Consider the following 22,894-nt stretch of genomic DNA (forward strand, 5'->3'; position numbering starts at 1 on the left):
TTTTTAATTTTGCGGTTCAATATAGCTGTAGTCCTCGAAATCAAGTTCAGTAGGCAGGTTATTTAACAGACGTGCCACTTCATGTCCGACGAATGGACTCGCTGTCAATCCGGTTGAGCCCATGCCGTTAACGACGAAAGTATTATTAGCGACGTAGCCGATAAACGGCAAAAAGTCACGGGTATACGGTTTTAATCCGACACCCATTTCAGTAATTTCCACTTCTTCAGGTTTAAAGTATTTATACAGCTCATCCTGTAGATAATTATAACTTTCTTCAGTAGGAGCAGTATCAAATGAGTCCGTATCGATATGAGTTGTACCGATTACATACTCGTCGTTCTCCAGATGCACGATATAAGTCGGACCGAGTGCCATTACGACAGGGGACTGCAGATCTTTTTGATGCTTTAATTTAAAGTGCATTATTTCCGCACGCTGATGGGCGATTTCCGGTTTATATGCCTGTTCGGCGCCCCATGCACCGGTCGTGTATATTTTAAGCGTGTCATCATTACCGCCGTCATAAGATTTATTTTCCCATATTCCGCCGTACTTGATAAATGCTTCTTTTAAGGCAGCAAGCAGTTTACGCCCTCTCACTTGACCGCCGCCCTCTACTATCAGTGCAGGGTATTCTGTTGTGAGTGACGGATGCAGCGCGGATAATTCATCTTTAGTCAGTTGTCTGACTTCACCGACATCCGGATTATCTATCGCTTTATCACTAATACGTTTCGTTGCTTTGTCAAAAATATTTTCTTTGAACAGACAGATTGCACCGCTGTTTTTATAGCCGGTTGACATGCCTGCTTCTTTTTCCAGCGTGCTGATAAACTCCGGATAATAATGAGCGCTTTTTGTGACGAGGCGGTACCATTTTTTATTGCGGCGCTGGCTGATCCATGGACAGACAATTCCTGCCGATGCGAAAGTTGCCTGGCCTTTATCGTTACGATCGTAAATCGTCACGCTGTTGCCGAGTTTGACGAGATGATAGCCGATTGAAGCTCCGGCAAGACCACCGCCGATAATCGTTATATTCATTAAATCACTCCTGTGTTATGGCTGTTATAATTATGATATGTTAATTACAGACGAATAAGAAAGAGGCATGTACATGGACAAGCTGGAACTGAATATTTTTGAGAATAAATCTGCATTAAAGAGCATATCATGGATTCAAATACTGGTAATGATCGGCACGTTTATAGTGCTGTATTTACTTGAAGGATTTGTCATTCAGCCGACGGGCAGTGCACTTGTCGGCAGAGAACAATTTGGTATTGTCGGTGCAGTATTTTTCATTATCTCACTATTTTTTATTATTATCATCGTTCACGAGGCGATTCACGGTATCTTTTTTAAAGTTTTTAATCCCGAAGGTAAAGTGAACTACGGATTTAAAGCGGGGATGGCTTATGCAACATCACCGGGGACTGTATATACGAGATGGCAGTTTTTTATCATTATCATTATGCCTTTTGTGATTATAACAGCAGTAATGGTGACTATGATGTTCATGCTGCCGAACCCGGCATATAAATATTACATCGCTCTGCATACAGGTGCGTGTGCAGGAGACTTCTACTATTTGTATCTGATACTAAAACACAAGCATCTGTCTTATGCTGTCGATACTGAAGTTGGCATGAGTCTTTACGAAACTAAGGAACAGACAATTTAATTTGTAGAACGTGTGTTCGTTATTTGGTATAATGAATGTGGGTGAAGACGATGGAAAAACGAATCATTCATATAGATATGGACGCATTTTATGCTCAGGTGGAGCAGTACGATAACCCTGAACTGAGAGGCAAACCTGTAATAGTGGGCGGACGCTCATTTAACAGAGGAGTCGTTGCGACTGCGAGCTATGAGGCTCGTAAATTTGGGGTGCATTCAGCGATGCCGACGAAAACTGCTCATAAACTGTGTCCAGACGGTATATTTGTCCATCCGCGTTTTGAACGGTATAAAGAAATTTCAGCCCAGGTCAGGGAAATATTTTTGAGTTATACGGAACTGATAGAGCCGCTGAGCCTGGATGAAGCGTACCTTGATATTACAGAACTCGTCAGCAAAGAATCATCCTCAAGAGAAATTGCCTTATCCATTCAAAGTGATATTTTTGAAAAAACCGGGCTGACATCAAGCAGCGGGATTTCATATAATAAGTACCTTGCGAAAATTGCTTCAGGCATGAATAAACCGAAAGCGACGACTGTTATACATTACGATAATGTACTCGAGATTCTGCATGAACTGCCAATTGGGAAATTCCCGGGTGTCGGTAAGGTGACCGAGGAAAAAATGGTCGGCATGGGAATTAAAACAGGTAAAGATCTATATGATATAGCTAAAAATGATTTAATATTAAAGTTCGGTAAACGCGGTGAGAGTTTATATAATAAAGCGCGGGGCATCGGCACTAACGAATTGACCGTGCAGCGTGAACGGAAGTCTGTCGGTAAAGAAACGACATTCAACTATGACCGCAACGACGATAAAGAGATATTAGCTGTTCTTGAGAACCTGTCGAAGAAAGTCAGTATGAGACTTGATGATAAAGAACTTGCAGGCAGAGTAGTTACGGTGAAAATTAAAACCGGCGACTTCGAAGCACATTCGAAACAAATGATGACGCTGGATCCCGTATTTAAAGGGGAAGACATTTATCATTATGCTTACAATCTGTATCACGAAGTGAAAGAACAGGATGTGCCGATACGGTTAATCGGAGTGACAGTTTCAGCAATAGAGCAGCGCCTCTATAGAAATATGACCATATATGATTTTATAATGTAGCAAGTTTGTTATACTGTTTAAATAAGACTAAAAGTAAGAAGGTATAAATAATGATAGTAAAAACACAGGAAGAACTAAAAAAATTAGAAGAAATCGGCCAAATATGCGGTCGCGTATTAAAAGCGACAGTTGAATATGCGAAAGTAGGAATGACAACGAAAGAACTCGATGACTATGCAGGAAAACTGCTTGAAGAATACGGTGCAAAAAGTGCGCCGATCAGCGAGTATGACTTCCCGGGATACACGTGTATCAGTATTAACGAAGAAGTGGCGCACGGTATACCCGGTCCGCGTAAACTTAAAGACGGAGATATTGTTAACGTCGACGTATCTGCAGTAAAAGATGGATATTATTCAGATACGGGAATTTCATTTATCGCAGGGGAAAATGATGACCCGTTAAAACAAAAAGTTATTGATGTTACTGCAATGGCATTCGAAGAAGCACTGAAGAAAATTAAGCCGGGTGCAAAAGTAAGCCAGATTGGCCGTGCAGTATTTAATACAGCACGTCAAAACGATTTGACAGTGATTAAAAACCTGACAGGCCACGGTGTAGGCACAAGCCTGCACGATCAGCCGCAGCATATTATGAATTACTATGACCCGACAGACAGAACAATCTTAAAAGAAGGAATGGTTATTGCAGTTGAACCATTTATCTCATCAAGAGCAACAATCGTTACAGACGGTAAAGACGATTGGGCATTTGAAACAAAAGACGGCAGCTACGTTGCGCAAAAAGAACACACAATTATGGTAACGAGCGAAGGCCCGAAACTGTTAACTAAAATTGAAGACTAATTTTAAATGAAAAGCCTGTGCATCCTTTGGATGTCCAGGCTTTTTTGTAGGTATTGTAGCGGTATCTCACCAATGAACGGGTTTCATGTCAGAGGTAACGGCTTATCTCACCAATGAACGGGCTTCATGTCAGAGGTAACGGCTTATCTCACCAATGAACGGGTTTCATGTCAGAGGTAACGGATTATCTCACCAATGAGCGGGTTTCATATCAGAGGTAACGGTTTATCTCACCAATGAGCGGGTTTCATATCAGAGGTAACCGTTTATCTCACCAATTAGTAATTACGAGTAAAGAAAAACAGTACTGAATGCGAAAACGATTAATGTAAATAAGACGATCGGAATTCCTGCTTTTATCGCCTTTTCTTTAGGGGTCAGATTTTTATTATTTACAAAAAGTTCAATAGATAAAGTCATAAAGCTGAGTATTAAAGTGAGTGCGAAATGTACCCCGACATTCTCTTTAAATGCATCAGTCATGGAAATTGAATTGATGAGAAAAGTTCCAAATATTATTATTGTTAAAAAGTATTTAGTGATAAAGCTATCTTTTGGTGCGCTTTTCATGATTATGCCCCTTTAATTTTTATTAACAGTTCAGCAATATAAATTCTAACATTATTCCTTGTAGAGAGTATAATCAATATCACCCACCGGATGCCTTTGCAAAATCCGCGAGGTCGCCCGACAAGAAGGGTCATACTAAATTAACAAAAAAACGGACCCTAAAAGGGTCCGGTCTCAGAAAAAATATTATTCTGCTTTATCATAGCCGTTAATCACAAGATCAACTTTTCCTGTTTCAGGGTCGATGATCATGCCATGCACGGGTACTGTTTTAGCCATCAATGGATGGTTCTTAACGTTATCGACTGTTTCTCTGACGCTTTCTTCGACGCTGTCGAATCCTTTAAGCCAGTTAGAGACTTCGATTCCTGAGTATTCAAGTGTTTCGAAGACTTCATCATTGATACCGCGGTTTTTCATTTCTTCAATAACCGGTTCCGGCTGGAGTGCGCCAAAGCCGCAGTCATAGTGTCCCATGATATAAACTTCATCCACGCCTAATGCGTAAACTGCAACGAGCAGGCTGCGCATCGTACTGCCATATGGGTGTGATACAACGGCACCGGCATTTTTAATTTGTTTGATGTCACCATTTTTTAAGCCTAATGCTTTAATCGACAGTTCTGATAACCTCGTATCCATACAAGTTAAAAAAACTGCTTTTTTGTTTGGTGTTTTATCGGTTTTAAAAGCTTTGAATTCTTCGTTCTTAACGAAAGCTTCGTTTGCTGTGAGCAAATCTTCCAATAAAGTCATTTTAAACTGACACTTCCTCTTCATTACTTTGTGATTGCTGTTCTTTCTCTAGAGTGCGTTTATATAAAATCGAGTTAATTTGCGCACCCAGAATTATTATAACACCAGTAATATACAACCAGAAAATTAAAATGATTACACCGGCGATTGAACCGTATGTTGCCGAATAGTTTCCGAAATTAGATACATAAAAGCTGAATCCCCATGATGCTGCAAGGAATGCTACTGTCGTAAAGAGTGTGCCTGGGATAACAGATTTAATTTTTAATTTAATATTCGGAGCAGTCATGTACATGATAAAGAATACAACGAACACGAGCAGTACAGGTAAAATACTTCTGACTAAGTTCCAGACCACTGAGAACTGGTCATCGAGTCCGATAACACCGAACATTAAGTTACCGATTTGTTCACCGAAGACGATGAGTACAAATGTCAATATTACTGATAATGATAAAATAACTGTAAAAAATACTGACAGTAATTTTGCTTTTACAAAGTTGCGATTGTCCTCGACATCATATGCGACATTAAACGCATTCATCAGTGCAGTCATACCGTTTGAGGCTGACCACAGTGTTAAAATTAAACCGATTGATAAAATCCCGCCGCCGGAGTTACTTAACACGTCGGAAATAATACCTTCCAGCAGTCCAGAAATTTCTGAAGGTGCATAATCCTGAATAAACCCTGTAATAAGATCCGGTTCAATTCTAAACAGCGGAACGATCGATAAGAGGAAAATCAGCAGCGGGAATATTGCCAGCAGGAAGTAGTATGCAAGCTGTGCAGCCATACCCGTTGTGTTGTCATGTGAAAACCTGAATAACAGCCGTTTAAAAAATCCGGCATTTTCTTTTAGTTTTGCAGGCTTATTAATTTTAGAGACGTACATATGTTCATCTGATTTTTTGGCATTTTTTGATTTGAAATTAGTCTTGTCGACGAACACATCGCCTTCATTATTCTCCTGCTCTTTTTCTTCTTTAATCTGATTCAAGAGTTTTGATGATGTTTCATTTTTAGTCATAATCTCACCTCAAGTAAAATAAAAGGACTATATTCAAATAGTCCTGATTAATTTTAAGTTAATTTTTTTTCGCGTTTTTCCTGGAAAGTGTCCTTCGCGTCCATTACTGCACGTTCCAGCTCAGGGTTGTTGCGACGGATTTCTTCTATAGTATCTTTCCAGAATAAAACTTCATCTTTAATCATTTCTATTTTAGATGGTTCGCCTGACGGTTCATTGAAACGTTGTTTAAGATCATCAGGGTTCGTTGCGTAATGCTTTATGCTCTTAGTATTTGAAACTACAGAGTCGCGCGTGCCTTTATCGATTAATGCAATTAATCCGCCGACAGCGGCTCCAATTACTATAGCTGGTACTAATTTGTTTTTCATAACTGATTCTCCTTTAGATAGCTTTCTATTAAATATAACCTATATTTACTAAGTGTAAACTTTTTATCTAAAGAAATTAAGAGGAATAATAAAGAAAACAGTTTTTCTATACTTTTGTCAGATGATATATATTTTTATTATAATTTGTTAAGATAGTTTATAAGGAATGGAAAGGGGACCATCATGGATAAAGAGCAGATTTTAAACGAAATTATACAAAAGTTAAATGTAGTAAATAAAGGTGTATTTAAAGCTGAGGATTACAGCGATGAAAAAATCAGTGAGTTAAATGATATTAAAGAATTACTGGATTCACGCAAGCAGATTTCTACAAGTGAACAGTCAGCTATAATCGAAGAACTATCAAAAATGAGAAAGCAGTGATCAGACGATGAATATTGAACAAAAATTATATAAATATGCCGAGCTCCTCGTCGATGTCGGTATTAATATTACAGATGGTAAAAGACTATACATCAGAGCAACAACGGACGCACTGCCACTCGTCAGACTCGTAACGAAGATTGCTTACGAAAGAGGCTCGAAAGAAGTTAAAGTTTCTCTCGGTGACGATACGATTTCAAGACTGAACGCCCAGTACAGAGACGAAGAGGAACTTTCTGTTGTTCATGACTTCCAGGTAGCGGAGCGTATGCACTACAGTGACGAGAAAGCAGGATTCCTGAGTATTATTTCAAGCTCACCGGAACTTTTAAAAGATGTTTCTCCTAAAAAACTGCAGGCAATGCAGATTGCAAACGGCCAGGCGTTTAAAGAATTTTCAAGCCGTACACAGAGTGATTTTCATTCGTGGTGTGTCGCAGGTTATCCTTCAGTAGAGTGGGCGCGTTTAGTGTACCCTGAACTTTCTGATGACGATGCGGTCAATGCACTGCTTGAGTTAGTACTTTACACGGTGCGTGTAGATGCAGAAAATCCGGTAGAAGCATGGATCGAACACGATAAAACTCTGCATGACAAAGTGGATTATTTAAACGCTAAGCAATTCACTGCATTACGTTACGAGGCACCAGGTACTGATTTAACGATCGGTCTGCCTGACAATCATTTATGGGCGGGTGCATCGAGCACTGACTCAAACGGCAACTCATTTATGGCAAACATGCCGACAGAAGAAGTTTTCACAGCGCCTGACAAGAACCGTGTTGACGGTTACGTAACAAACACCTTGCCGTTAAGCCACGGCGGTAATATTATCGATGACTTTAAACTGACGTTCAAAGACGGAGAAGTTGTTGAATATGAAGCTGCCAGAGGCTACGATATTCTGAAAAATATTATCGACACTGATGCCGGTGCTAAACGTCTTGGTGAAGTGGCACTTGTACCGTTTGACTCTCCAATTTCGAATAAGGGTATTTTATTCTACAATACGCTGTTTGATGAAAATGCGTCATGCCATATCGCACTCGGCAGTGCATATGCATTCTCTATCGATGGCGGTAAAGAGATGTCACGTGAAGAACTGGATCAAGCAGGACTAAACGATTCAATTACTCATGTCGACTTTATGATCGGTTCAGAGAAAATGAATATTTACGGTATTGATAAGGATGGAAATGAATCACCGGTATTTGCAGAAGGCAACTGGGCGTTTTAATAAAAATAAGCGTACAATTCATTTGAAAATATGATACAATTTAGGTAATTGTTATTATGGAAAATTCCGTTGAGGAGGATTTTTATGGGAAGCTGGCTAATGCTTTTAGTCGTATTATCTTTTGTATTTGCAATTCTCGGTTTTGCAGCGGTGCTTTATTACTTCCTGGCACAAGCGTTCCACAGTAAAGATGCACTTGTGATTGATACACCGGAAGAAGCGCTCGAGCGCAAAATATAAGAAATTTACTTAGAGGAGATGCATATCTCCTCTATTTTTATTATAAAGGGGAATATACATGAAAAAATTAATGTCCGAATCATATGCAGTGAAAACTGCCAACGTACTGCCGCCTGATTCAAATTCGCACGGGACGCTGTTCGGCGGAAGACTGCTGCAGTATGTAGATGATATTGCTGCAATCAGTGCACGCCGTCATTGCAGAGAAGCTGTAGTCACCGCTTCTATAGATTCTATGGACTTTCTCTTGCCGATAAACATCGGGGAAATTGTTATTCTTGAAGCAATGGTGACACATACCGGCCGCAGTTCTATGGAAGTAATGGTTAAAATATCAAAAGAAGATTTAACGAGAGAGTCCGGAAAAGAGCTCGCTGCTTTTTCATTTTTAACATTTGTTGCACTGGATGAAAATAATAAAACTGTTGAAGTCCCTAAAATTGAGCCGGATAATGAACGCCTGCAATGGCTGAGTGATACTGGCAAAGAGCGTGCTGAACGCCGTCTCGAAAGAAAAGAACACAGCAAATCACTGAGTAACTTTTTCGCATCTGATTTATTGGAGTGAAGCTAGATGAAAATCAAACGTATTGTAAAACTGAAGCGGGAAATGTACGATGTCTTATTCGATGATGGACAGTCTATAAAAGTACACGAAGAATCCCTTGTGCGTTATGTACTGATTCCCGGAAAAGAACTGGACGAAGAAGAATTTAAACAAATTGTTCAAAATGTACAGTATGATCAGGCTTACGTTGCCGCGATTAAATATATCAGTTATAAAATCCGTTCGAACAAAGAGATGAACGATTATCTTAACGATGATTATGAAGAAAGAATTGTCAGTCAGACCATTCACCGTCTGCAGGATGAAGGGTATTTAAATGACGAGAACTATGCACGGTCGTTAAGAAATACATTGTTCAACACGACAGATAAAGGACCAGGGCATTTGCAAAGAGAATTGAAGAAACATCAAATTCCGGAGAGCATTATTATAGAAGAAGCGGAATCGTTTGATGAACTGATCGATGCTGAACGCATGAATAAATTAAAAGATAAATTTTTGAGAACCCATAGGGGTTCATATGTGCAGTTCAAACAGAAACTGCGTGAAAAATTAACACTGCGCGGCTACAGCAGCCATCATTTTGAATTGATAGATTACGATGATGACTACGATGAGGATACTTATTTTGAGAAAGATTTTGAAAAATATTATAATAAATATCAGAAAAAAGAAAGCGGCTTTAAGCTTAAGCAGAAAATGATTGCGGCAATGATGGGCAAAGGGTACGCTTATGATAAAATCAGTGAAAAGTTAGGCGGAATGAACGATGGATGAAAATGTAAGTAAAATGACTCGTAAAGAGTTAAATCATTATATTCAAACAAAACGGGAAGCGATGAGACGTGCTGAAATGATGGGCGTTGAAAACGAATACCGGGTACTGGAACGCCAGGTGCTTATTGCGGAATGTTATCTGATTGATCTGTCTCAAATTCAATACGGTAAGATTTATAAAGTTATCAGTCAGGAAGAACATTACTTTAAAGTGGAGTATATGAAAGGAATATTTGTCTGGGGCTTTTTCGTGAATGGTGATGAAAAAGAATCAGCTATTCCGGTGAGTATGCTGCAGCTGCCTAAACAGGTCAGATAATGAAAAATAACATCTTGTTAAAAGGGCTGGACTTATCTTATAGCAAAGAAGCAAAAGGTTTTAAAAAACGCATGCTTGGCAATGCGGGCTCAATACAACTTAAAAATATTAACATTCATTTATATGAAGGCGAAGTACTCGGACTCTTAAGTGATGCTGAGACTTTGTTCTATATTAAAGAAGTACTGTCAGGTACTTTAACTCCTGCAGCAGGAAAAGTTAAAACACATGGCGGAATACTGAGTCTTGATGTGATGGATCATATTAATAACCCTTTCTCTTTGAGTTTCTTTATGGAAGAATTGCTGGAGGAATATAAGAGCGGCAAGGAGTTTCAGACTACGATTGAACTGCTGCATAATAAGCCGGTTATCCGTAATAATCTTAATAAGAAATTAAAGGATTTAAGCCGCAAGCAGCTGGCTCATATCCTGCTTGAAATCTCAGGTTTAATCGATGTTGAAGTAATTATCTATACAAATTTCCACGAACATCTTGAAGATTTAAACAAGTTCCGAAGTGTTGTGAACATGCACGAACAAAATAACAGGGGAGTTCTCCTTTTAGAAACATCGCTGGAACCGATAGAGAAAATGGCAAATTATTTTACATGGGTTAGCTACGGGCAAATCCGTTTTGAGGGCAGTGTGGAAAAGGGTGTCGAGAGCTACAATAAGTATCTTCGAGATAAAAGCATGGTCAAAAATATTGAACAGGAAGCGCTGTTTGACCTTGAATGGAAAAGACATGTTTATGAAGACGAGATGTACAGTGAAAACTTTAAGCGTCTCGGCAAGCAGCAGGCTTCAGTACTCGACAATATCAATATCCGTAAAATTATTGTGACACTTGTACTCGTATTCCTAATGGTGCTGTCGGCTCTCGTTATATTTATGAATATTTCATTTATTGGGGAATCACCGACATTTACAGAGGAGCAGCAAAACCTTAATGAAGAAGTGACATCAGAACGTCTGTCATATGCATTTGTAGACAGAGACGGGCTTGAAATTGACGGCACAACGCTGCCGCAGTATACACTTCTTGAAGTGACAGTTGCTGATGAAGAAACATATACCGTAAATTACGGGGGTGCTGAAAAAACAGTGAACCGTAATGAAGTAATTTATTTCAATCCGGCAAGTTTGTATGCAGAAGAAGACTTTATGAACCTGCTTCAATATGCGAGTCCGGTCATTCAGAATAACTATCTGTTTTACTCAAACTATTTAAACGGTGACCGGGCTTTCCTCGAAGAGAATATTACATTTGATGTTCTCGATGAGAATCACGGCAGCGTGGCAGGCATTCCAATTACGTACCATTTTTCAGGAGATACTGTATTCTCCATGGAATTTGAAGGTGCTGAAAATAATAAGATTACCGAAGATTTAAATCTGACTGGTGAAGTGACTATTTTCAGAGTAGATGAAGGATTTATGATTTACGACAGTGTTCAGAATAACTGGAATTATTTGAGAAGGTAGGTGCGCGGATATGAATTACAGAGTTAAATACTTGCTTAGACGCGTATTTAGACAGGCGGACAGGTTTACGCTGTTAAACTTAACGCCTGTGCTCATTTATATTGGGGGACTTGTGCTGCTTTTCATCGGTTTTATGACTGCCGAAGACAGTACGATGGTCCGGGTGCTATACGGAACAGTCGGCTTTATGGCTGCGGTATGGATATTCAGTATGGTAATTCTGAATAAGAATGAAGCGTACGTTAAAGATTCTATTTTAAAAGTAAATTATATACCGCTGTATTTACGAATACTGCCGACGATGATTTACCAGACAATTATGTTTATGATTTTTATAACGATGTACAGTGCCTTTACAGCATTGTTCGTCGATAACTGGATGATGAATATATACTCTCTTCTGTATTATATACTGCTCGGGGTTATTCTTGTTATTCCATTTACGATGCTGTTCTTAGGCGTATCGCTGCACATTAATACAAGTAAAATTAATCCGCTGCTGTTTGTTATTGTGATTTTAATTGTTCCGGTATTTTATTTGCCGGAGCAGCTGCCCTCGGTAGTGGAGAGTATTTTCAGTCTGAATCCATTTTATTATGTGATTAACGGATTGCAGAATAATGCAATTCATCAGGCATGGTCTGTAAACCGTCTGCCTTATGACGTACTCTACATTACACAGGTTGCTATTCTTTATTTATGGATGTTCGAGGCGTATAACAAGATGAAAATTCAATTATATAATGAAAAAAACAGCATGCCTGAATCATAGGCATGCTGTCATTTTAATTACTGGCTAATTTCTGCTGCAGTTTTGTTTCTGAATACACCCATCCGGTGTAGCTTGACTGCACTTCGTAATCATCTTTATCAAGATGCATAATGCAGACGAAAGGGTAATGTCCATCTTTTAAATATCTGAGATCGATATATCTGACTTCCACCGTATCCTCGCTTAATTCTTTAATTTCATAACGGTATATTGAAGAGAAGAATGTGAAAGACATAAAGTTTTTATCATACTTTACTGCTTCAAATAATTTTCCTTCAAGCGGACCAATCTTATCAAAGCGGTCGTAAAATACAACCTGATCTTTAAAAGTACGGCCGACGTAATATGCGTCTGCTGTAACGACTACAACCCGCCATTCATTGAAGCGGATAGTCGGCAGACAGAACACGCGGGTAATTTCATCATTCGGCAGACGTTTTTTAATCTTATCAATTAAATATTTTTGGTAAATATAGCGCGCAATGTAGTAAAGAATCAGTACAGCATATAATATAATGAATAGTGTAACCGGGTTAAAGCCGATAAACCACAAGATAAAGTATATGATATGCATAACAATCATTGGAATATCGATAGTATTTATAAACCCGAGCTGCAGCCAGATATGATTGAACGGCCGGAGCGCCTGGGTGCCGTACGCATTAAATATATCCGAAAATACGTGAAGTGACACTGCAAACAGCGACCATAAATACATATTGATGAATGGTAGACCGAAAAGCAGACTGCTTAATACAGCGAGTAAGAGCGGCCAGATAAAAAGAGTAAAGGGCAGAGAGTGTGTGATTCCTCTGTGATTTTTAATATATACAGCATTATTTTTCATTTTTAAGACAGTATCGAGGTCTGGAATAAGAGAAGCACCGACTACTGTTGTAATAAATCCGGCAGAAACCGGGTCTACTGCAGGGTCGATGTGGGCGAGACCGACAATCGCACCGCCCATTAATGTATGTGTTAATGTATCCATGATATCACTCCGTTTCAATACGGCATTTTTATTTATAAATATATTTTAAAAAGGTGAGTTTTTAAATGTTTAAAAGACCGGTATTTAATAATACATTACTTAATTGGTATCAGGCAAATAAAAGAGAACTGCCGTGGAGGGAGACTTCAGACCCCTTTAAAATATGGCTCAGCGAAGTCATGCTTCAGCAAACTCAAGTCATTACTGTTATACCCTATTTCGAGAAATTTATAACAAAATACGAGAACCTCGATGCGTTGGCAGATGCAGATGAACAGGCTCTGTTAAAAGACTGGGAAGGGCTCGGCTATTACAACAGAATCCGCAATTTTCAGCATGCAGTAAAAGAAGTGCAGGAGAAATATGATTCAAAAGTACCGAATCGTCCGGAAGAGTTTTTTAAGTTGAAAGGTGTCGGTCCCTATATCGGCGGCGCAGTGCAGAGTATTGCTTTTAACAATCAGCTTGCTGCTGTCGACGGTAACGTGCTCCGTGTAATGTCGAGGCTGAACCGCGACGGCAGGGATATGACTAAAGCAAGTGTGCAGAAAGATGTAAAACACTTTATCGAAAAAGATATGCCCCTTGAAGCAGGGGACTTTAACCAGGCTTTAATGGAACTCGGAGCGACAATATGTACACCTCGTACTCCGAAATGTGTTATCTGTCCGGTTAAAGAACATTGTGAAGCGCTGAAAGCCAACGAAGTGATGCAGTATCCGCTGAAAAAGAAACAGAAAGCGAAAAAGGAATACTACTATAATGTCTACTTTATTTTGAATGACAAAGATGAAATTCTCCTCATTAAGCAGGAGGATGACTTATTAAAAGGAATGTATGAGCTGCCGAGATTTGATGTGGATACTTCACTCGAATCAATTGAGGAAAAATACAATTTGCAGCTCACCAGGCCGGGAGCACCGATCGGTGATCATAAACACGTATTTACGCATAAAATATGGTTTATGGAAGGTTATATTGTTTATACAGCGAATGAGCACGAGAATTTTATCCCCCTTAGAGACGTTAAAAAACTTCCGATGAGTATTGCAATGCAGAAGATGCTTAATTTAATTAATGCGGAGCCCGATTCAAAACTGTAAATTTTTAATAATAATGCTGTTATGCTATACTGTTTACGTAAATAATAAAGGTGGTGGCAGTATTATGGTGATGGAATCCATCCCAAAAGAGGGAAGCAAGATGAGGATTCAAAGCTATAAGCATGATGGTAAAATCCACCGGGTATGGAGTGAAACGACGATTCTAAAAGGTACGGATCACGTCGTGATTGGTGGTAATAATCGTACGCTTGTTACAGAAAGCGACGGGCGAAAATGGGTTACGCGTGAACCTGCAATCGTTTATTTCCACAAAGATTTTTGGTTTAATGTCATTTGCATGTTCAGAGATGACGGAGTTTATTATTACTGCAACTTATCTTCACCATATGCCTGCGATGAAGAAGGTATTAAATATATCGACTACGACCTGGATATAAAAGTATATCCGGACGGCAAGTATCATCTGCTGGATGAAGACGAGTATAAAGTGCACCGCAGTAAAATGAATTATCCCGAGAGTATTGATGCGATATTAAAACATCAGGTCGATGAACTTCAGCAGTGGATTGAACAAAAAAAAGGACCATTCGCTCCAGATTTTATAAAGGTATGGCACCATCGTTTTAATAATGAACATTAACCAATCGACGAAACGTTGATTGGTTTTACTAATTTTTTGGAGGAACATAAATGATCAGACGTTATATGAAATTTGTTAAGCCGTATTACGGTATTATCGGCTTAACAATTTTGATCGGCATACTTAAATTTGGTATTCCGCTTCTTATTCCGTTACTCGTTGCATATGCTATAGACGGAATAATTCTTGCTGATGGATTGGCATACGATGAACGGATAAGAATGCTTGTTCAGGTACTGCTTGTTTTTGCAGTAGTATTCGTAGTTGTAAGGCCCCCTGTAGAATTCTTCAGGCAATATTTAGCTCAGCGCACAATTAATAAAATTCTATACGATATCAGAAAGAAATTATATGGACACTTGCAGATGCTGAGTGCCAAATTTTATTCAAATAATAAAGTAGGGGAAGTTATCTCACGTGTAATTAACGACGTAGAGCAGACTAAAGACTTTATTATGACCGGCCTTATGAACGTCTGGCTGGACCTGGTTACTATTATCATCGCTCTGATTATAATGTTTAACTTAAACGTTGAATTGGCTTTCGTTTCAATGTTAATTTTCCCGTTTTATATTTTTGGTGTGTGGTTTTTCTTCGGCAGACTGAGAGCGAAAACAAGAAACCGTTCGCAGGCGCTTGCTGAAGTACAAGGTTTTCTGCATGAAAGAGTGCAGGGGATTAACGTTGTAAAAAGCTTTGCGATTGAAGACCATGAAGAAGAAAGATTCGATAAAAAAAATAATAACTTCTTAACAAAAGCACTGGATCATTCACGCTGGACAGCCTACAGTTTTATGGTAGTTAATACGATTACTGATATCGGTCCGTTGCTGGTAATTGGTTATGGTACATTCCTTGTACTGAATGAAAACTTAACTGTCGGTGTACTTGCGGCATTCGTAGCATATCTGGAAAGATTATATGGTCCGCTCAGAAGATTAGTATCTTCATCAACTGCACTGACTCAGAGTATTGCCTCAATGGACAGAGTGTTTGGACTTTTTGATGTGCCTTACGATGTTAAAGATGAAGAAGGTGCTCAGCCGATTAAAGATGTTAAAGGTCATCTGCAAATCAACAACGTTTCATTTAAATATGATGAAAATGATAATGATATTCTGAAGAATATTAATCTGGATATCGCGGTCGGAGAGACAGTTGCATTTGTCGGAATGAGCGGGGGCGGTAAATCGTCACTCGTGTCGTTAATTCCAAGATTTTACGATGTCACGGCCGGCAGCATTAAAATCGACGGTCAGGATATTAGAGATGTTACAGTCCGTTCATTAAGAGATAACCTCGGTATTGTGATGCAGGATAATATTCTGTTTTCAGATTCTATAAAAGAAAATATCCTCCTTGCTAAGCCGGATGCAACAGAAGAGGAAGTTCTTCTGGCTGCTCAGCGTGCCAATGCACATGAATTTATCATAAATTTAGAAGAAGGCTATGACACGATGGTCGGTGAACGCGGTGTGAAATTGTCGGGTGGACAAAAACAGCGTATTGCCATTGCACGTGTATTCCTTAAAAATCCGCCGATTCTAATTCTGGATGAAGCGACAAGTGCACTGGATCTTGAAAGTGAAAGCATTATTCAGGATACTTTAGATAAGCTGTCATCTGACAGAACGACACTGGTTGTTGCACACAGACTGTCAACTGTCACTCATGCTGATAAAATTGTCGTTATTGAAAACGGCCAGATTTCAGAAGCGGGCACACATACTGAACTGATGAAGCGACAAGGTGCTTATAAAAACTTATACGATATTCAAGGTTTATAAAGGACTGACTTTTAAATGAATTATTTAGATATAGACTTTTTAAACGATAATACACTAAAAGCTGCCAGGCAGCTCCTCGGTACAGAAGTTGTCACAACGATCGATGGTGAAATAACAAGCGGTTATATTACTGAAGTCGAAGCGTATCTCGGTTTAAACGATAAAGCAGCACATACTTTTAACGGGAAGATAACGAAAAAGAATGCAATGATGTTTGAACCGTACGGTCACATATACGTGTACACAATGCACGGACATAACTGTATGAACTTTGTGACGACGTCAGATCGTCCGGAAGGAATACTGATTCGGGGAATTGAGCCGCATCAGGGTATTGAAGTTATGAAGAACAGACGCGGTAAAGATACTGATTTAACGACCGGACCTGGCAAGCTGACTAAAGCGCTGGGTATTACGAGATCGGAACATAACGGTACGAATATTAACGGAGAAATACTTCATGTGCTCGCAGGGAAAACCCCTGCAGTAATTGAAGAGACTAAACGCATTGGTATCGATAATAAAGAAGAAGCTGTCGATTACTTATACAGATTTATCGTTAAAGGCAATCCTTATATAAGTAAATTTAAAGGGAAAGCTGATATTAATAATGGATGGCAATAAAAAAACTGCGGGGAGTTCCCCGCAGTTTTTTATATATCTAAAGTTTCATCCTGTATATCAATTTTATTCTTCTCGGTATGATAACTGAAGAAACTGTTGGCCAGTCTGTCAACGCGGTCAACCGAGCGTGAGTATTCATGCAGTGATGTAATAATCTCCAGAATGTTTTCAAAGCGGAGTTTATCTTCTCCATCAGTCAGCTGTGAGTACTCTTTAAGAAAATGCTCCATTAAGCTCATTTCATAATAGTGCGAGCCTTCGACATAAAGATTTGATGTTTCAGGCTTAATTTTTTCAGTGAATTTCATAAACACCTGCTCGTGATAAGCCATCATTTCATCCATTTCAATACGGATATGATATTTCAAATCATCCGGCAGATGCTTGTAGTCATTTTCGTAACGGTTAATACGCTTAAGCAGATTGTATGCTTGTCTTGTCGAAGCAATTAAATGCTTGAACAGGACTTTACGTCTGTGATCGCCAAAACGCTGTTTTTTAAACAAATTGCGTTCTTCTTTATACCATGAATACATGGTTTCCAGTTTTGTAACACGTTTTTGAAGCTGCTCCAGGTCTTTTTTGACATTTTGTGATTCAGTGACTGAGTTCAGTTCGAGACGCATCCATTTGAAAATGTCATTCGCGATATTAAAACAGTTATGATACATTTTCGTTTCATAACGCGGCGGTATAAAGACCAGATTGACAAGCAGTGATACGAGAACACCAATCATCACAAGCGAGAAACGCGTGCCTGCAATAATCAGGAAATCAGTTGTGCCGAGATCAGTGCCAAAAGGCACATCCATTATTGCAATGACGGTAATGACCGCAAGTGTTGACACACTTTGTAATTTAAAGAATAAAAGCATTGCGAGCACTAATATTACAGTCAGTCCGATAATCAGCACGTTGCTGCCAAAGAGCAGCACCATGATAATTGCTGAAATGGCCCCGATTGTATTACCTCTGAATTGGTTCCATGTTGTTTCAAGAGAACGGTATACATTAGGCTGCAATGCATTAACCGCAGCAATTCCGGCGATAAGTGCCGGTGTTAAGCCAATTTGGTTTGTAATTAAGAAAGTTAAGACAACGGCTATACCCGTTTTTAATACTCTAGCACCAAAACGCATGGCACCAACTCCTAAAGGTCATTTTTGAAAACTTCTTCAACTATAGCAAGTGTATCATCAATATCTTTATCTGTATGTTCTGTCGTTAAGAACCACGCTTCGTATTTCGAAGGTGCGATATTGATACCGCGGCTGATAAGTCCTCTGAAGAACTTCGCAAACACTTCGCCGTCGCTTCTTTCAGCCTGTTTGTAATTTTTCACTTCTTCATCAGTAAAGTAAATTGTCAATGCACCGACCAGGCGGTTAATGTTAGCAGTGACGTTATATTTTTCAATTAAATCGTTAAGTCCGGACTCAAGTTTCTCACCGAGCCTGTCGAGTTCATCATAAACACCGGGCTGTTCGAGTACTTCGAGACATGCGATACCTGCAGCCATGGACAGCGGATTACCCGCCATTGTTCCGGCCTGGTATGCAGCGCCGAGTGGTGCAACACTTTCCATAATATCAAGTCTGCCGCCGTAAGCGCCGATTGGTGTACCGCCGCCGATAATTTTACCCATGGCAGTTAAATCCGGAGTAACTCCAACAATGTCGGTAGCTGAGCCGTACCCGAAACGGAATGCGGTGATGACTTCATCGTAAATAACCAGCGAACCGTTGTCGTGTGAAATATCGTTAACGGCTTGTAAAAATCCATCTTCTGCTTCAACGATACCGAAGTTACCGACTATAGGTTCAACTAGTACTGCTGCAATTTCATCGCCGAAATGATTGATTGCAGTTTTAAAATCTTCAATATTATTGAAAGGGACGGTAATTACATCCTGTGCAACACTTTTAGGTACGCCGGCAGAGTCCGGTGTGCCGAGCTGGGAAGGGCCGCTGCCTGCTGCAACAAGAACCAGATCGGAGTGACCGTGGTAACAGCCTTCAAATTTAATTACTTTATTGCGTCCTGTATAAGCACGGGCTACACGGATAGTCGTCATTACAGCTTCTGTTCCTGAGTTGACGAAGCGGACACGTTCTAATGAAGGAATTGCATTACGCAGTTTTGTCGCAAAGTCGATTTCGAGCTGAGTCGATGTTCCGTAAAGGATACCTTTACTTGACTGCTCAGTAATTGCTTCATGAATTCTTGGGTGTGCATGTCCTGTAATAATTGGACCATACGCAGCAAGGTAGTCGATATATTTGTTGCCGTCGACATCGAAGAAGTAGGCGCCTTCTGCTCTTTCCATAACCAGCGGTGCACCGCCGCCTACAGCTTTGTAAGATCTTGATGGTGAATTGACACCGCCTAAAATGACTTCTTCAGCAGCGATTTGCAGTTTCTTTGAATTCGTATGATTATACATAATTTCATCCTTACTTTACGTCAATTTTATTCATTCAATATAATACCATACATCGGGTAATTATTTAAGGAAGTAGAATGGTTTAAAGTATTCAGGAGAAAGGGTATTATATATGTATAGATTAATTAATGATGAAAAGGATGACTTATAAATGGAGAAATTTCCAAAGTTTGAATTAGAAAACCAGAATGGTGAAATCGTATCTAATGATTCATTAAAAGGACGGACAGTAATTTATTTTTATCCGAAAGATAATACACCTGGGTGTACAACACAGGCATGCGATATGAGAGACAGCATGACGGATTTGAATGAACTTGATGTAACTGTATACGGTGTAAGCGGGGACAGTAAAAAGAAACATCAGAACTTTATCGAAAAGCACAGCTTAAACTTCGACTTATTAGTCGATGAAGACTTTAAACTGTCTGAGGAGACAGGCGTATACGGACCGAAGAAAGCATTTGGCAAAGAATTTAATGGTATTACGCGTACAACATTTGTAATTGATGCTGACTCGAACATCTTGAAACGTTTCGATAAAGTGAAGGCATCGGCGCATGCAGATGAGCTGAAAGATTTTCTGAAAGAGGGATAATCATCATGAATATTACTTCAACTGTTAAACTAAGAGAAGAAATGATTGAGAAAATAGACGGAGAATATAACTACTTATATGTAGAGAAAGAAAATATGACCGGTAAAATCAAAGCGGAAACTGATATTTTCGTTACATACGGCGGTGATTTAACTGACGGTGAAGCGGAGCAGTTTAAAAATCTGAAATGGGTGCACGTGATGAGTGCGGGCATCGATGAGATTCCGAAAGAATTTTTTGATAAAGCGATCGTAACAAATTCAACGGGTATTCATAAAATACCGATGACGGAATTTGCGGTCGGCATGCTGCTTCAGTACTATAAGAATTTTAATCAGCTGCATGAAGCTCAAAATAATAAAGAGTGGATAACTTATTCACGTTCAGAGGAATTATACGGCAAAGAAGCTCATATTCTTGGAACGGGGAGTATCGGCAGTCATCTTGCTAAAGCACTGCAAATTTTCGGAGTGCGCACGGTCGGTTATAATACTAACGGGCGTTCAATAGAAGGTTTTGATCAGACTCATGCAATCAGCGAGTTGAATTCCCAAATCGGCAGTGCAGATATGATGGTGAATATTTTGCCAAGTACCGGGGAGACGACTAACTTCCTGCAGACTGCTACATTCAAAGCGATGAAAGATGAAGCGGTATTTCTAAATATCGGGCGGGGAACAGTAATGACGGATGAGGTGCTTATTGAAGTACTTGAACAGAAATACATTGCACATGTTTTATCGGACGTATTTAATGAAGAACCGCTGCCGGCAGACAGCCCGTTATACAGCTTTGATAATCTGACAATCACACCGCATTGTTCAGCGAAGACCCGGATGTATAATTTCAGAGCTTTTGACATCTTCACGTACAATCTAATGCGCATGAATAACGACTCTGAAATGAAAAATGTTATCGATTATAATAAAGGGTATTAATAATTGTTTGACAATGATTTTATATTCAAAGTACAATGTATATATTAGGTATATATAAATAGAAGGAAGGATCAGTCATATGAAGATGATAGATACTCATCATGACCATTTCACAGAGTCTCTTGAGGCGCTCAAAAAAACAGGCGTGAGAATCACACCTCAAAGAAAAGCTGTTCTCAATTATCTGGTTGAGAGTGAAGTGCATCCGACTGCCGATGATATATTTCAATCACTGTCCAGCGACTTTCCAAATATGAGTGTCGCGACAGTATATAATAACTTAAAATTATTTAAACAGACGGGACTGGTTAAAGAACTGACTTACGGTGATTCATCAAGCCGTTTTGATTTTAACTCAGTACCGCACTATCATATCATCTGCATCGAATGCGGTAAGATTACAGATTTTCAATATCCGGCACTAGAAGAAGTGGAGCACCTTGCAGGTTTGGTTACTGATTATGATGTCAGTCATCATCGTTTAGAAATCTATGGTGTCTGTCCTGAATGCAGCGGCAGCGAGACAAGTAATCCAAACAGCTAAAACCAGTTCCTTCTATATAAACGGTATAAAAAGAACATAACCAAAAAGTCCCGGTGCAAAATGCACCGGGACTTTTTGGTTATTCGTTAGTGTTATCTCTTTCGCGTATCTCTTCAAGTTTCTTCTCTCTGCGGTGCTTAACATTGTAATCAATATTGAATTCTTCTCCTTCAAGTTCCTGATCTAATGTTAAAGGTTCTTTACAGTGCTGGCAGTAATCAACTCTGCCGAGAATTTTCGTATGACGTTCGCAGTTCGGACATTGAACAGTCACTGTACGTGCACTGATCATACCGACCCAGAAGTAGATAACGAAACTGAGCAGAAGAGGGATTGTACCCAACACTAGAAAAATCAGCATTACCCAGGGAGTCTCTCTGAAGAATATACCTAAGTACATTACAGCCATACCTATGAATATCATAGCAAGGGCCCAGCCGCGTATACGCATTATTTTGTTACCGGGTTTTTTCATTTATGTCACCTCTAAAATTATTCTATACTTTCTTAGGCTTATATGATAGTATATATCAAGTATTCGTTTTGCATATTTAACACCCCGTTACGAAGTTGTAACATTTCTAAACAAGATGTTAAATTAAATTAGAAAAGAGTGTTGACGAAACAAACGATACTTGGTAAGATATAGAAGTTGTCAAAAGACGACGCAACAAAAACTTAACAGACTTTAATAAGATGTTAAAAAATACTAATAATCTGTTGCATCTGTAAAACAGACGTGTTATGATATGTAAGTCGTCCAAAGGCGACACAACATCACTTAACAAACACTTGAAATTAAGTGTTGCATCCGATAACCGGATGTGCTAAGATATAAAAGTCGTGTCAAACACGATGTAATCAAAACTTTATAATCTTAACAAAAACTTAATAAAAGCTGTTGCATCTGTAAAACAGACATGTTAAGATAACTAAGCAGTCAACGAGATTGCAAGCACCACACAAAACTTTACAAGAGAACATTGAAAACTGAATGACAATATGTCAACGTTTTAATTCCGAATGAAAAAGTCTTCTATTATATAGAAGCACACATTGAGGCGAACAATTCAAACGCAAACGAGATACTGTCAGCAGTATCACAAAGAGCTTAAGTTTAAGTTCTCCAATCATGGAGAG

The 22,894-nt window shown here is 39.2% G+C and carries 27 protein-coding genes; 18 read left to right on the forward strand and 9 right to left on the reverse strand.

Annotated features, from left to right (window positions below; all coding sequences use genetic code 11):
- Positions 1-3 precede the first annotated feature (3 nt).
- Positions 4-1,047 carry an NAD(P)/FAD-dependent oxidoreductase gene (locus H625_RS0103705; RefSeq protein ID WP_026858721.1) on the reverse strand — a complete coding sequence of 348 codons (1,044 nt, stop codon included), beginning with the start codon at positions 1,045-1,047 and terminating at the stop codon, positions 4-6.
- A 73-nt stretch (positions 1,048-1,120) separates the two neighbouring features.
- On the opposite strand from H625_RS0103705, the gene H625_RS0103710 reads away from it, so the two are divergent.
- Genes H625_RS0103710 through map form a run of 3 tightly spaced genes read left to right on the forward strand, consistent with a single transcriptional unit; the run spans position 1,121 to position 3,614 of the window.
- Entirely contained in the window at positions 1,121-1,687 is a 567-nt protein-coding gene (locus H625_RS0103710; RefSeq protein ID WP_051238953.1) for a DUF3267 domain-containing protein, read from the forward strand.
- A gap of 50 nt (positions 1,688-1,737) precedes the next feature.
- Positions 1,738-2,808, forward strand: a complete 1,071-nt coding sequence (gene dinB / locus H625_RS0103715) for a DNA polymerase IV (protein WP_026858723.1) — start codon at positions 1,738-1,740, stop codon at positions 2,806-2,808.
- A gap of 50 nt (positions 2,809-2,858) precedes the next feature.
- Positions 2,859-3,614 carry a type I methionyl aminopeptidase gene (gene map / locus H625_RS0103720; RefSeq protein ID WP_026858724.1) on the forward strand — a complete coding sequence of 252 codons (756 nt, stop codon included), beginning with the start codon at positions 2,859-2,861 and terminating at the stop codon, positions 3,612-3,614.
- 285 nt (positions 3,615-3,899) lie between these two features.
- Here map and H625_RS0103725 read toward each other — a convergent pair whose 3' ends face one another.
- The 4 genes from H625_RS0103725 to H625_RS0103740 all read right to left on the reverse strand — a co-directional run bounded on the left by H625_RS0103725 (position 3,900) and on the right by H625_RS0103740 (position 6,341).
- On the reverse strand, positions 3,900-4,184 hold the full coding sequence (locus tag H625_RS0103725) for a hypothetical protein (protein ID WP_026858725.1): 285 nt from the start codon (positions 4,182-4,184) through the stop codon (positions 3,900-3,902).
- A 186-nt stretch (positions 4,185-4,370) separates the two neighbouring features.
- Positions 4,371-4,940 carry a beta-class carbonic anhydrase gene (locus H625_RS0103730; protein ID WP_026858726.1) on the reverse strand — a complete coding sequence of 190 codons (570 nt, stop codon included), beginning with the start codon at positions 4,938-4,940 and terminating at the stop codon, positions 4,371-4,373.
- Position 4,941: 1 nt separating this feature from the next.
- Complete coding sequence (locus tag H625_RS0103735) at positions 4,942-5,970, reverse strand: YihY/virulence factor BrkB family protein (RefSeq protein WP_026858727.1); 1,029 nt, start codon at positions 5,968-5,970, stop codon at positions 4,942-4,944.
- 53 nt (positions 5,971-6,023) lie between these two features.
- On the reverse strand, positions 6,024-6,341 hold the full coding sequence (locus tag H625_RS0103740; RefSeq protein ID WP_026858728.1) for a hypothetical protein: 318 nt from the start codon (positions 6,339-6,341) through the stop codon (positions 6,024-6,026).
- 183 nt (positions 6,342-6,524) lie between these two features.
- Here H625_RS0103740 and H625_RS0103745 point away from each other — a divergent pair, with 183 nt between their 5' ends.
- From H625_RS0103745 to H625_RS0103780, 8 genes are all read left to right on the forward strand, one after another.
- Positions 6,525-6,725, forward strand: coding sequence for a DUF1128 family protein (locus H625_RS0103745; protein ID WP_026858729.1), 201 nt, complete (start codon positions 6,525-6,527; stop codon positions 6,723-6,725).
- Positions 6,726-6,732: 7 nt separating this feature from the next.
- Positions 6,733-7,962, forward strand: a complete 1,230-nt coding sequence (locus H625_RS0103750; protein ID WP_026858730.1) for an aminopeptidase — start codon at positions 6,733-6,735, stop codon at positions 7,960-7,962.
- A gap of 84 nt (positions 7,963-8,046) precedes the next feature.
- The gene (locus H625_RS13720) at positions 8,047-8,202 is read left to right on the forward strand and encodes a hypothetical protein (RefSeq protein WP_169516111.1); all 156 of its coding nucleotides are present in this window, start codon (positions 8,047-8,049) and stop codon (positions 8,200-8,202) included.
- 58 nt (positions 8,203-8,260) lie between these two features.
- A complete protein-coding gene (locus tag H625_RS0103760) occupies positions 8,261-8,770 on the forward strand; it encodes an acyl-CoA thioesterase (RefSeq protein ID WP_026858731.1) in 510 nt (169 codons plus the stop codon).
- A 6-nt stretch (positions 8,771-8,776) separates the two neighbouring features.
- Positions 8,777-9,547 carry a RecX family transcriptional regulator gene (locus tag H625_RS0103765; protein ID WP_026858732.1) on the forward strand — a complete coding sequence of 257 codons (771 nt, stop codon included), beginning with the start codon at positions 8,777-8,779 and terminating at the stop codon, positions 9,545-9,547.
- A complete protein-coding gene (locus H625_RS0103770) occupies positions 9,540-9,866 on the forward strand; it encodes a DUF1811 family protein (RefSeq protein WP_026858733.1) in 327 nt (108 codons plus the stop codon). The genes H625_RS0103765 and H625_RS0103770 overlap by 8 nt, the downstream gene beginning before the upstream one ends.
- Positions 9,866-11,353, forward strand: a complete 1,488-nt coding sequence (locus H625_RS0103775; RefSeq protein ID WP_026858734.1) for a P-loop NTPase family protein — start codon at positions 9,866-9,868, stop codon at positions 11,351-11,353. The genes H625_RS0103770 and H625_RS0103775 overlap by 1 nt, the downstream gene beginning before the upstream one ends.
- Before the next feature lie 10 nt (positions 11,354-11,363).
- Positions 11,364-12,125: an ABC transporter permease gene (locus tag H625_RS0103780; RefSeq protein WP_026858735.1), complete on the forward strand. Its 762-nt coding sequence runs from the start codon at positions 11,364-11,366 to the stop codon at positions 12,123-12,125.
- A gap of 13 nt (positions 12,126-12,138) precedes the next feature.
- Here H625_RS0103780 and H625_RS0103785 read toward each other — a convergent pair whose 3' ends face one another.
- Complete coding sequence (locus H625_RS0103785; protein ID WP_026858736.1) at positions 12,139-13,116, reverse strand: metal-dependent hydrolase; 978 nt, start codon at positions 13,114-13,116, stop codon at positions 12,139-12,141.
- 65 nt (positions 13,117-13,181) lie between these two features.
- On the opposite strand from H625_RS0103785, the gene mutY reads away from it, so the two are divergent.
- The 4 genes from mutY (at position 13,182) to H625_RS12475 (ending at position 17,231) form a co-directional block, all read left to right on the forward strand.
- Positions 13,182-14,219, forward strand: coding sequence for an A/G-specific adenine glycosylase (gene mutY, locus H625_RS0103790; RefSeq protein WP_026858737.1), 1,038 nt, complete (start codon positions 13,182-13,184; stop codon positions 14,217-14,219).
- A gap of 64 nt (positions 14,220-14,283) precedes the next feature.
- Positions 14,284-14,820, forward strand: a complete 537-nt coding sequence (gene ntdP, locus H625_RS0103795; RefSeq protein ID WP_026858738.1) for a nucleoside tri-diphosphate phosphatase — start codon at positions 14,284-14,286, stop codon at positions 14,818-14,820.
- A gap of 50 nt (positions 14,821-14,870) precedes the next feature.
- Positions 14,871-16,607, forward strand: a complete 1,737-nt coding sequence (locus H625_RS0103800) for an ABC transporter ATP-binding protein (protein WP_026858739.1) — start codon at positions 14,871-14,873, stop codon at positions 16,605-16,607.
- A 15-nt stretch (positions 16,608-16,622) separates the two neighbouring features.
- Positions 16,623-17,231: a DNA-3-methyladenine glycosylase gene (locus H625_RS12475; protein ID WP_035785106.1), complete on the forward strand. Its 609-nt coding sequence runs from the start codon at positions 16,623-16,625 to the stop codon at positions 17,229-17,231.
- A 29-nt stretch (positions 17,232-17,260) separates the two neighbouring features.
- Here H625_RS12475 and H625_RS0103810 read toward each other — a convergent pair whose 3' ends face one another.
- The gene (locus H625_RS0103810) at positions 17,261-18,370 is read right to left on the reverse strand and encodes an FUSC family protein (protein ID WP_026858740.1); all 1,110 of its coding nucleotides are present in this window, start codon (positions 18,368-18,370) and stop codon (positions 17,261-17,263) included.
- An 11-nt stretch (positions 18,371-18,381) separates the two neighbouring features.
- Complete coding sequence (locus H625_RS0103815) at positions 18,382-19,674, reverse strand: glutamate-1-semialdehyde 2,1-aminomutase (RefSeq protein ID WP_026858741.1); 1,293 nt, start codon at positions 19,672-19,674, stop codon at positions 18,382-18,384.
- A 151-nt stretch (positions 19,675-19,825) separates the two neighbouring features.
- Here H625_RS0103815 and bcp point away from each other — a divergent pair, with 151 nt between their 5' ends.
- The 3 genes from bcp to perR all read left to right on the forward strand — a co-directional run bounded on the left by bcp (position 19,826) and on the right by perR (position 21,754).
- Positions 19,826-20,272, forward strand: a complete 447-nt coding sequence (gene bcp, locus H625_RS0103820; protein ID WP_026858742.1) for a thioredoxin-dependent thiol peroxidase — start codon at positions 19,826-19,828, stop codon at positions 20,270-20,272.
- Between the two features lie 5 nt (positions 20,273-20,277).
- A complete protein-coding gene (locus tag H625_RS0103825; protein WP_035785108.1) occupies positions 20,278-21,210 on the forward strand; it encodes an NAD(P)-dependent oxidoreductase in 933 nt (310 codons plus the stop codon).
- Between the two features lie 79 nt (positions 21,211-21,289).
- Positions 21,290-21,754 carry a peroxide-responsive transcriptional repressor PerR gene (gene perR, locus H625_RS0103830; protein ID WP_051238954.1) on the forward strand — a complete coding sequence of 155 codons (465 nt, stop codon included), beginning with the start codon at positions 21,290-21,292 and terminating at the stop codon, positions 21,752-21,754.
- Between the two features lie 79 nt (positions 21,755-21,833).
- Here the strand turns inward: perR and H625_RS0103835 are convergent, their stop codons facing one another.
- Entirely contained in the window at positions 21,834-22,229 is a 396-nt protein-coding gene (locus H625_RS0103835) for a DUF2614 family zinc ribbon-containing protein (protein ID WP_026858745.1), read from the reverse strand.
- Positions 22,230-22,894: the final 665 nt, after the last annotated feature.

It is taken from the genome of Jeotgalicoccus psychrophilus DSM 19085 (assembly GCF_000425845.1).
GTDB classification, from domain to species: domain Bacteria; phylum Bacillota; class Bacilli; order Staphylococcales; family Salinicoccaceae; genus Jeotgalicoccus; species Jeotgalicoccus psychrophilus.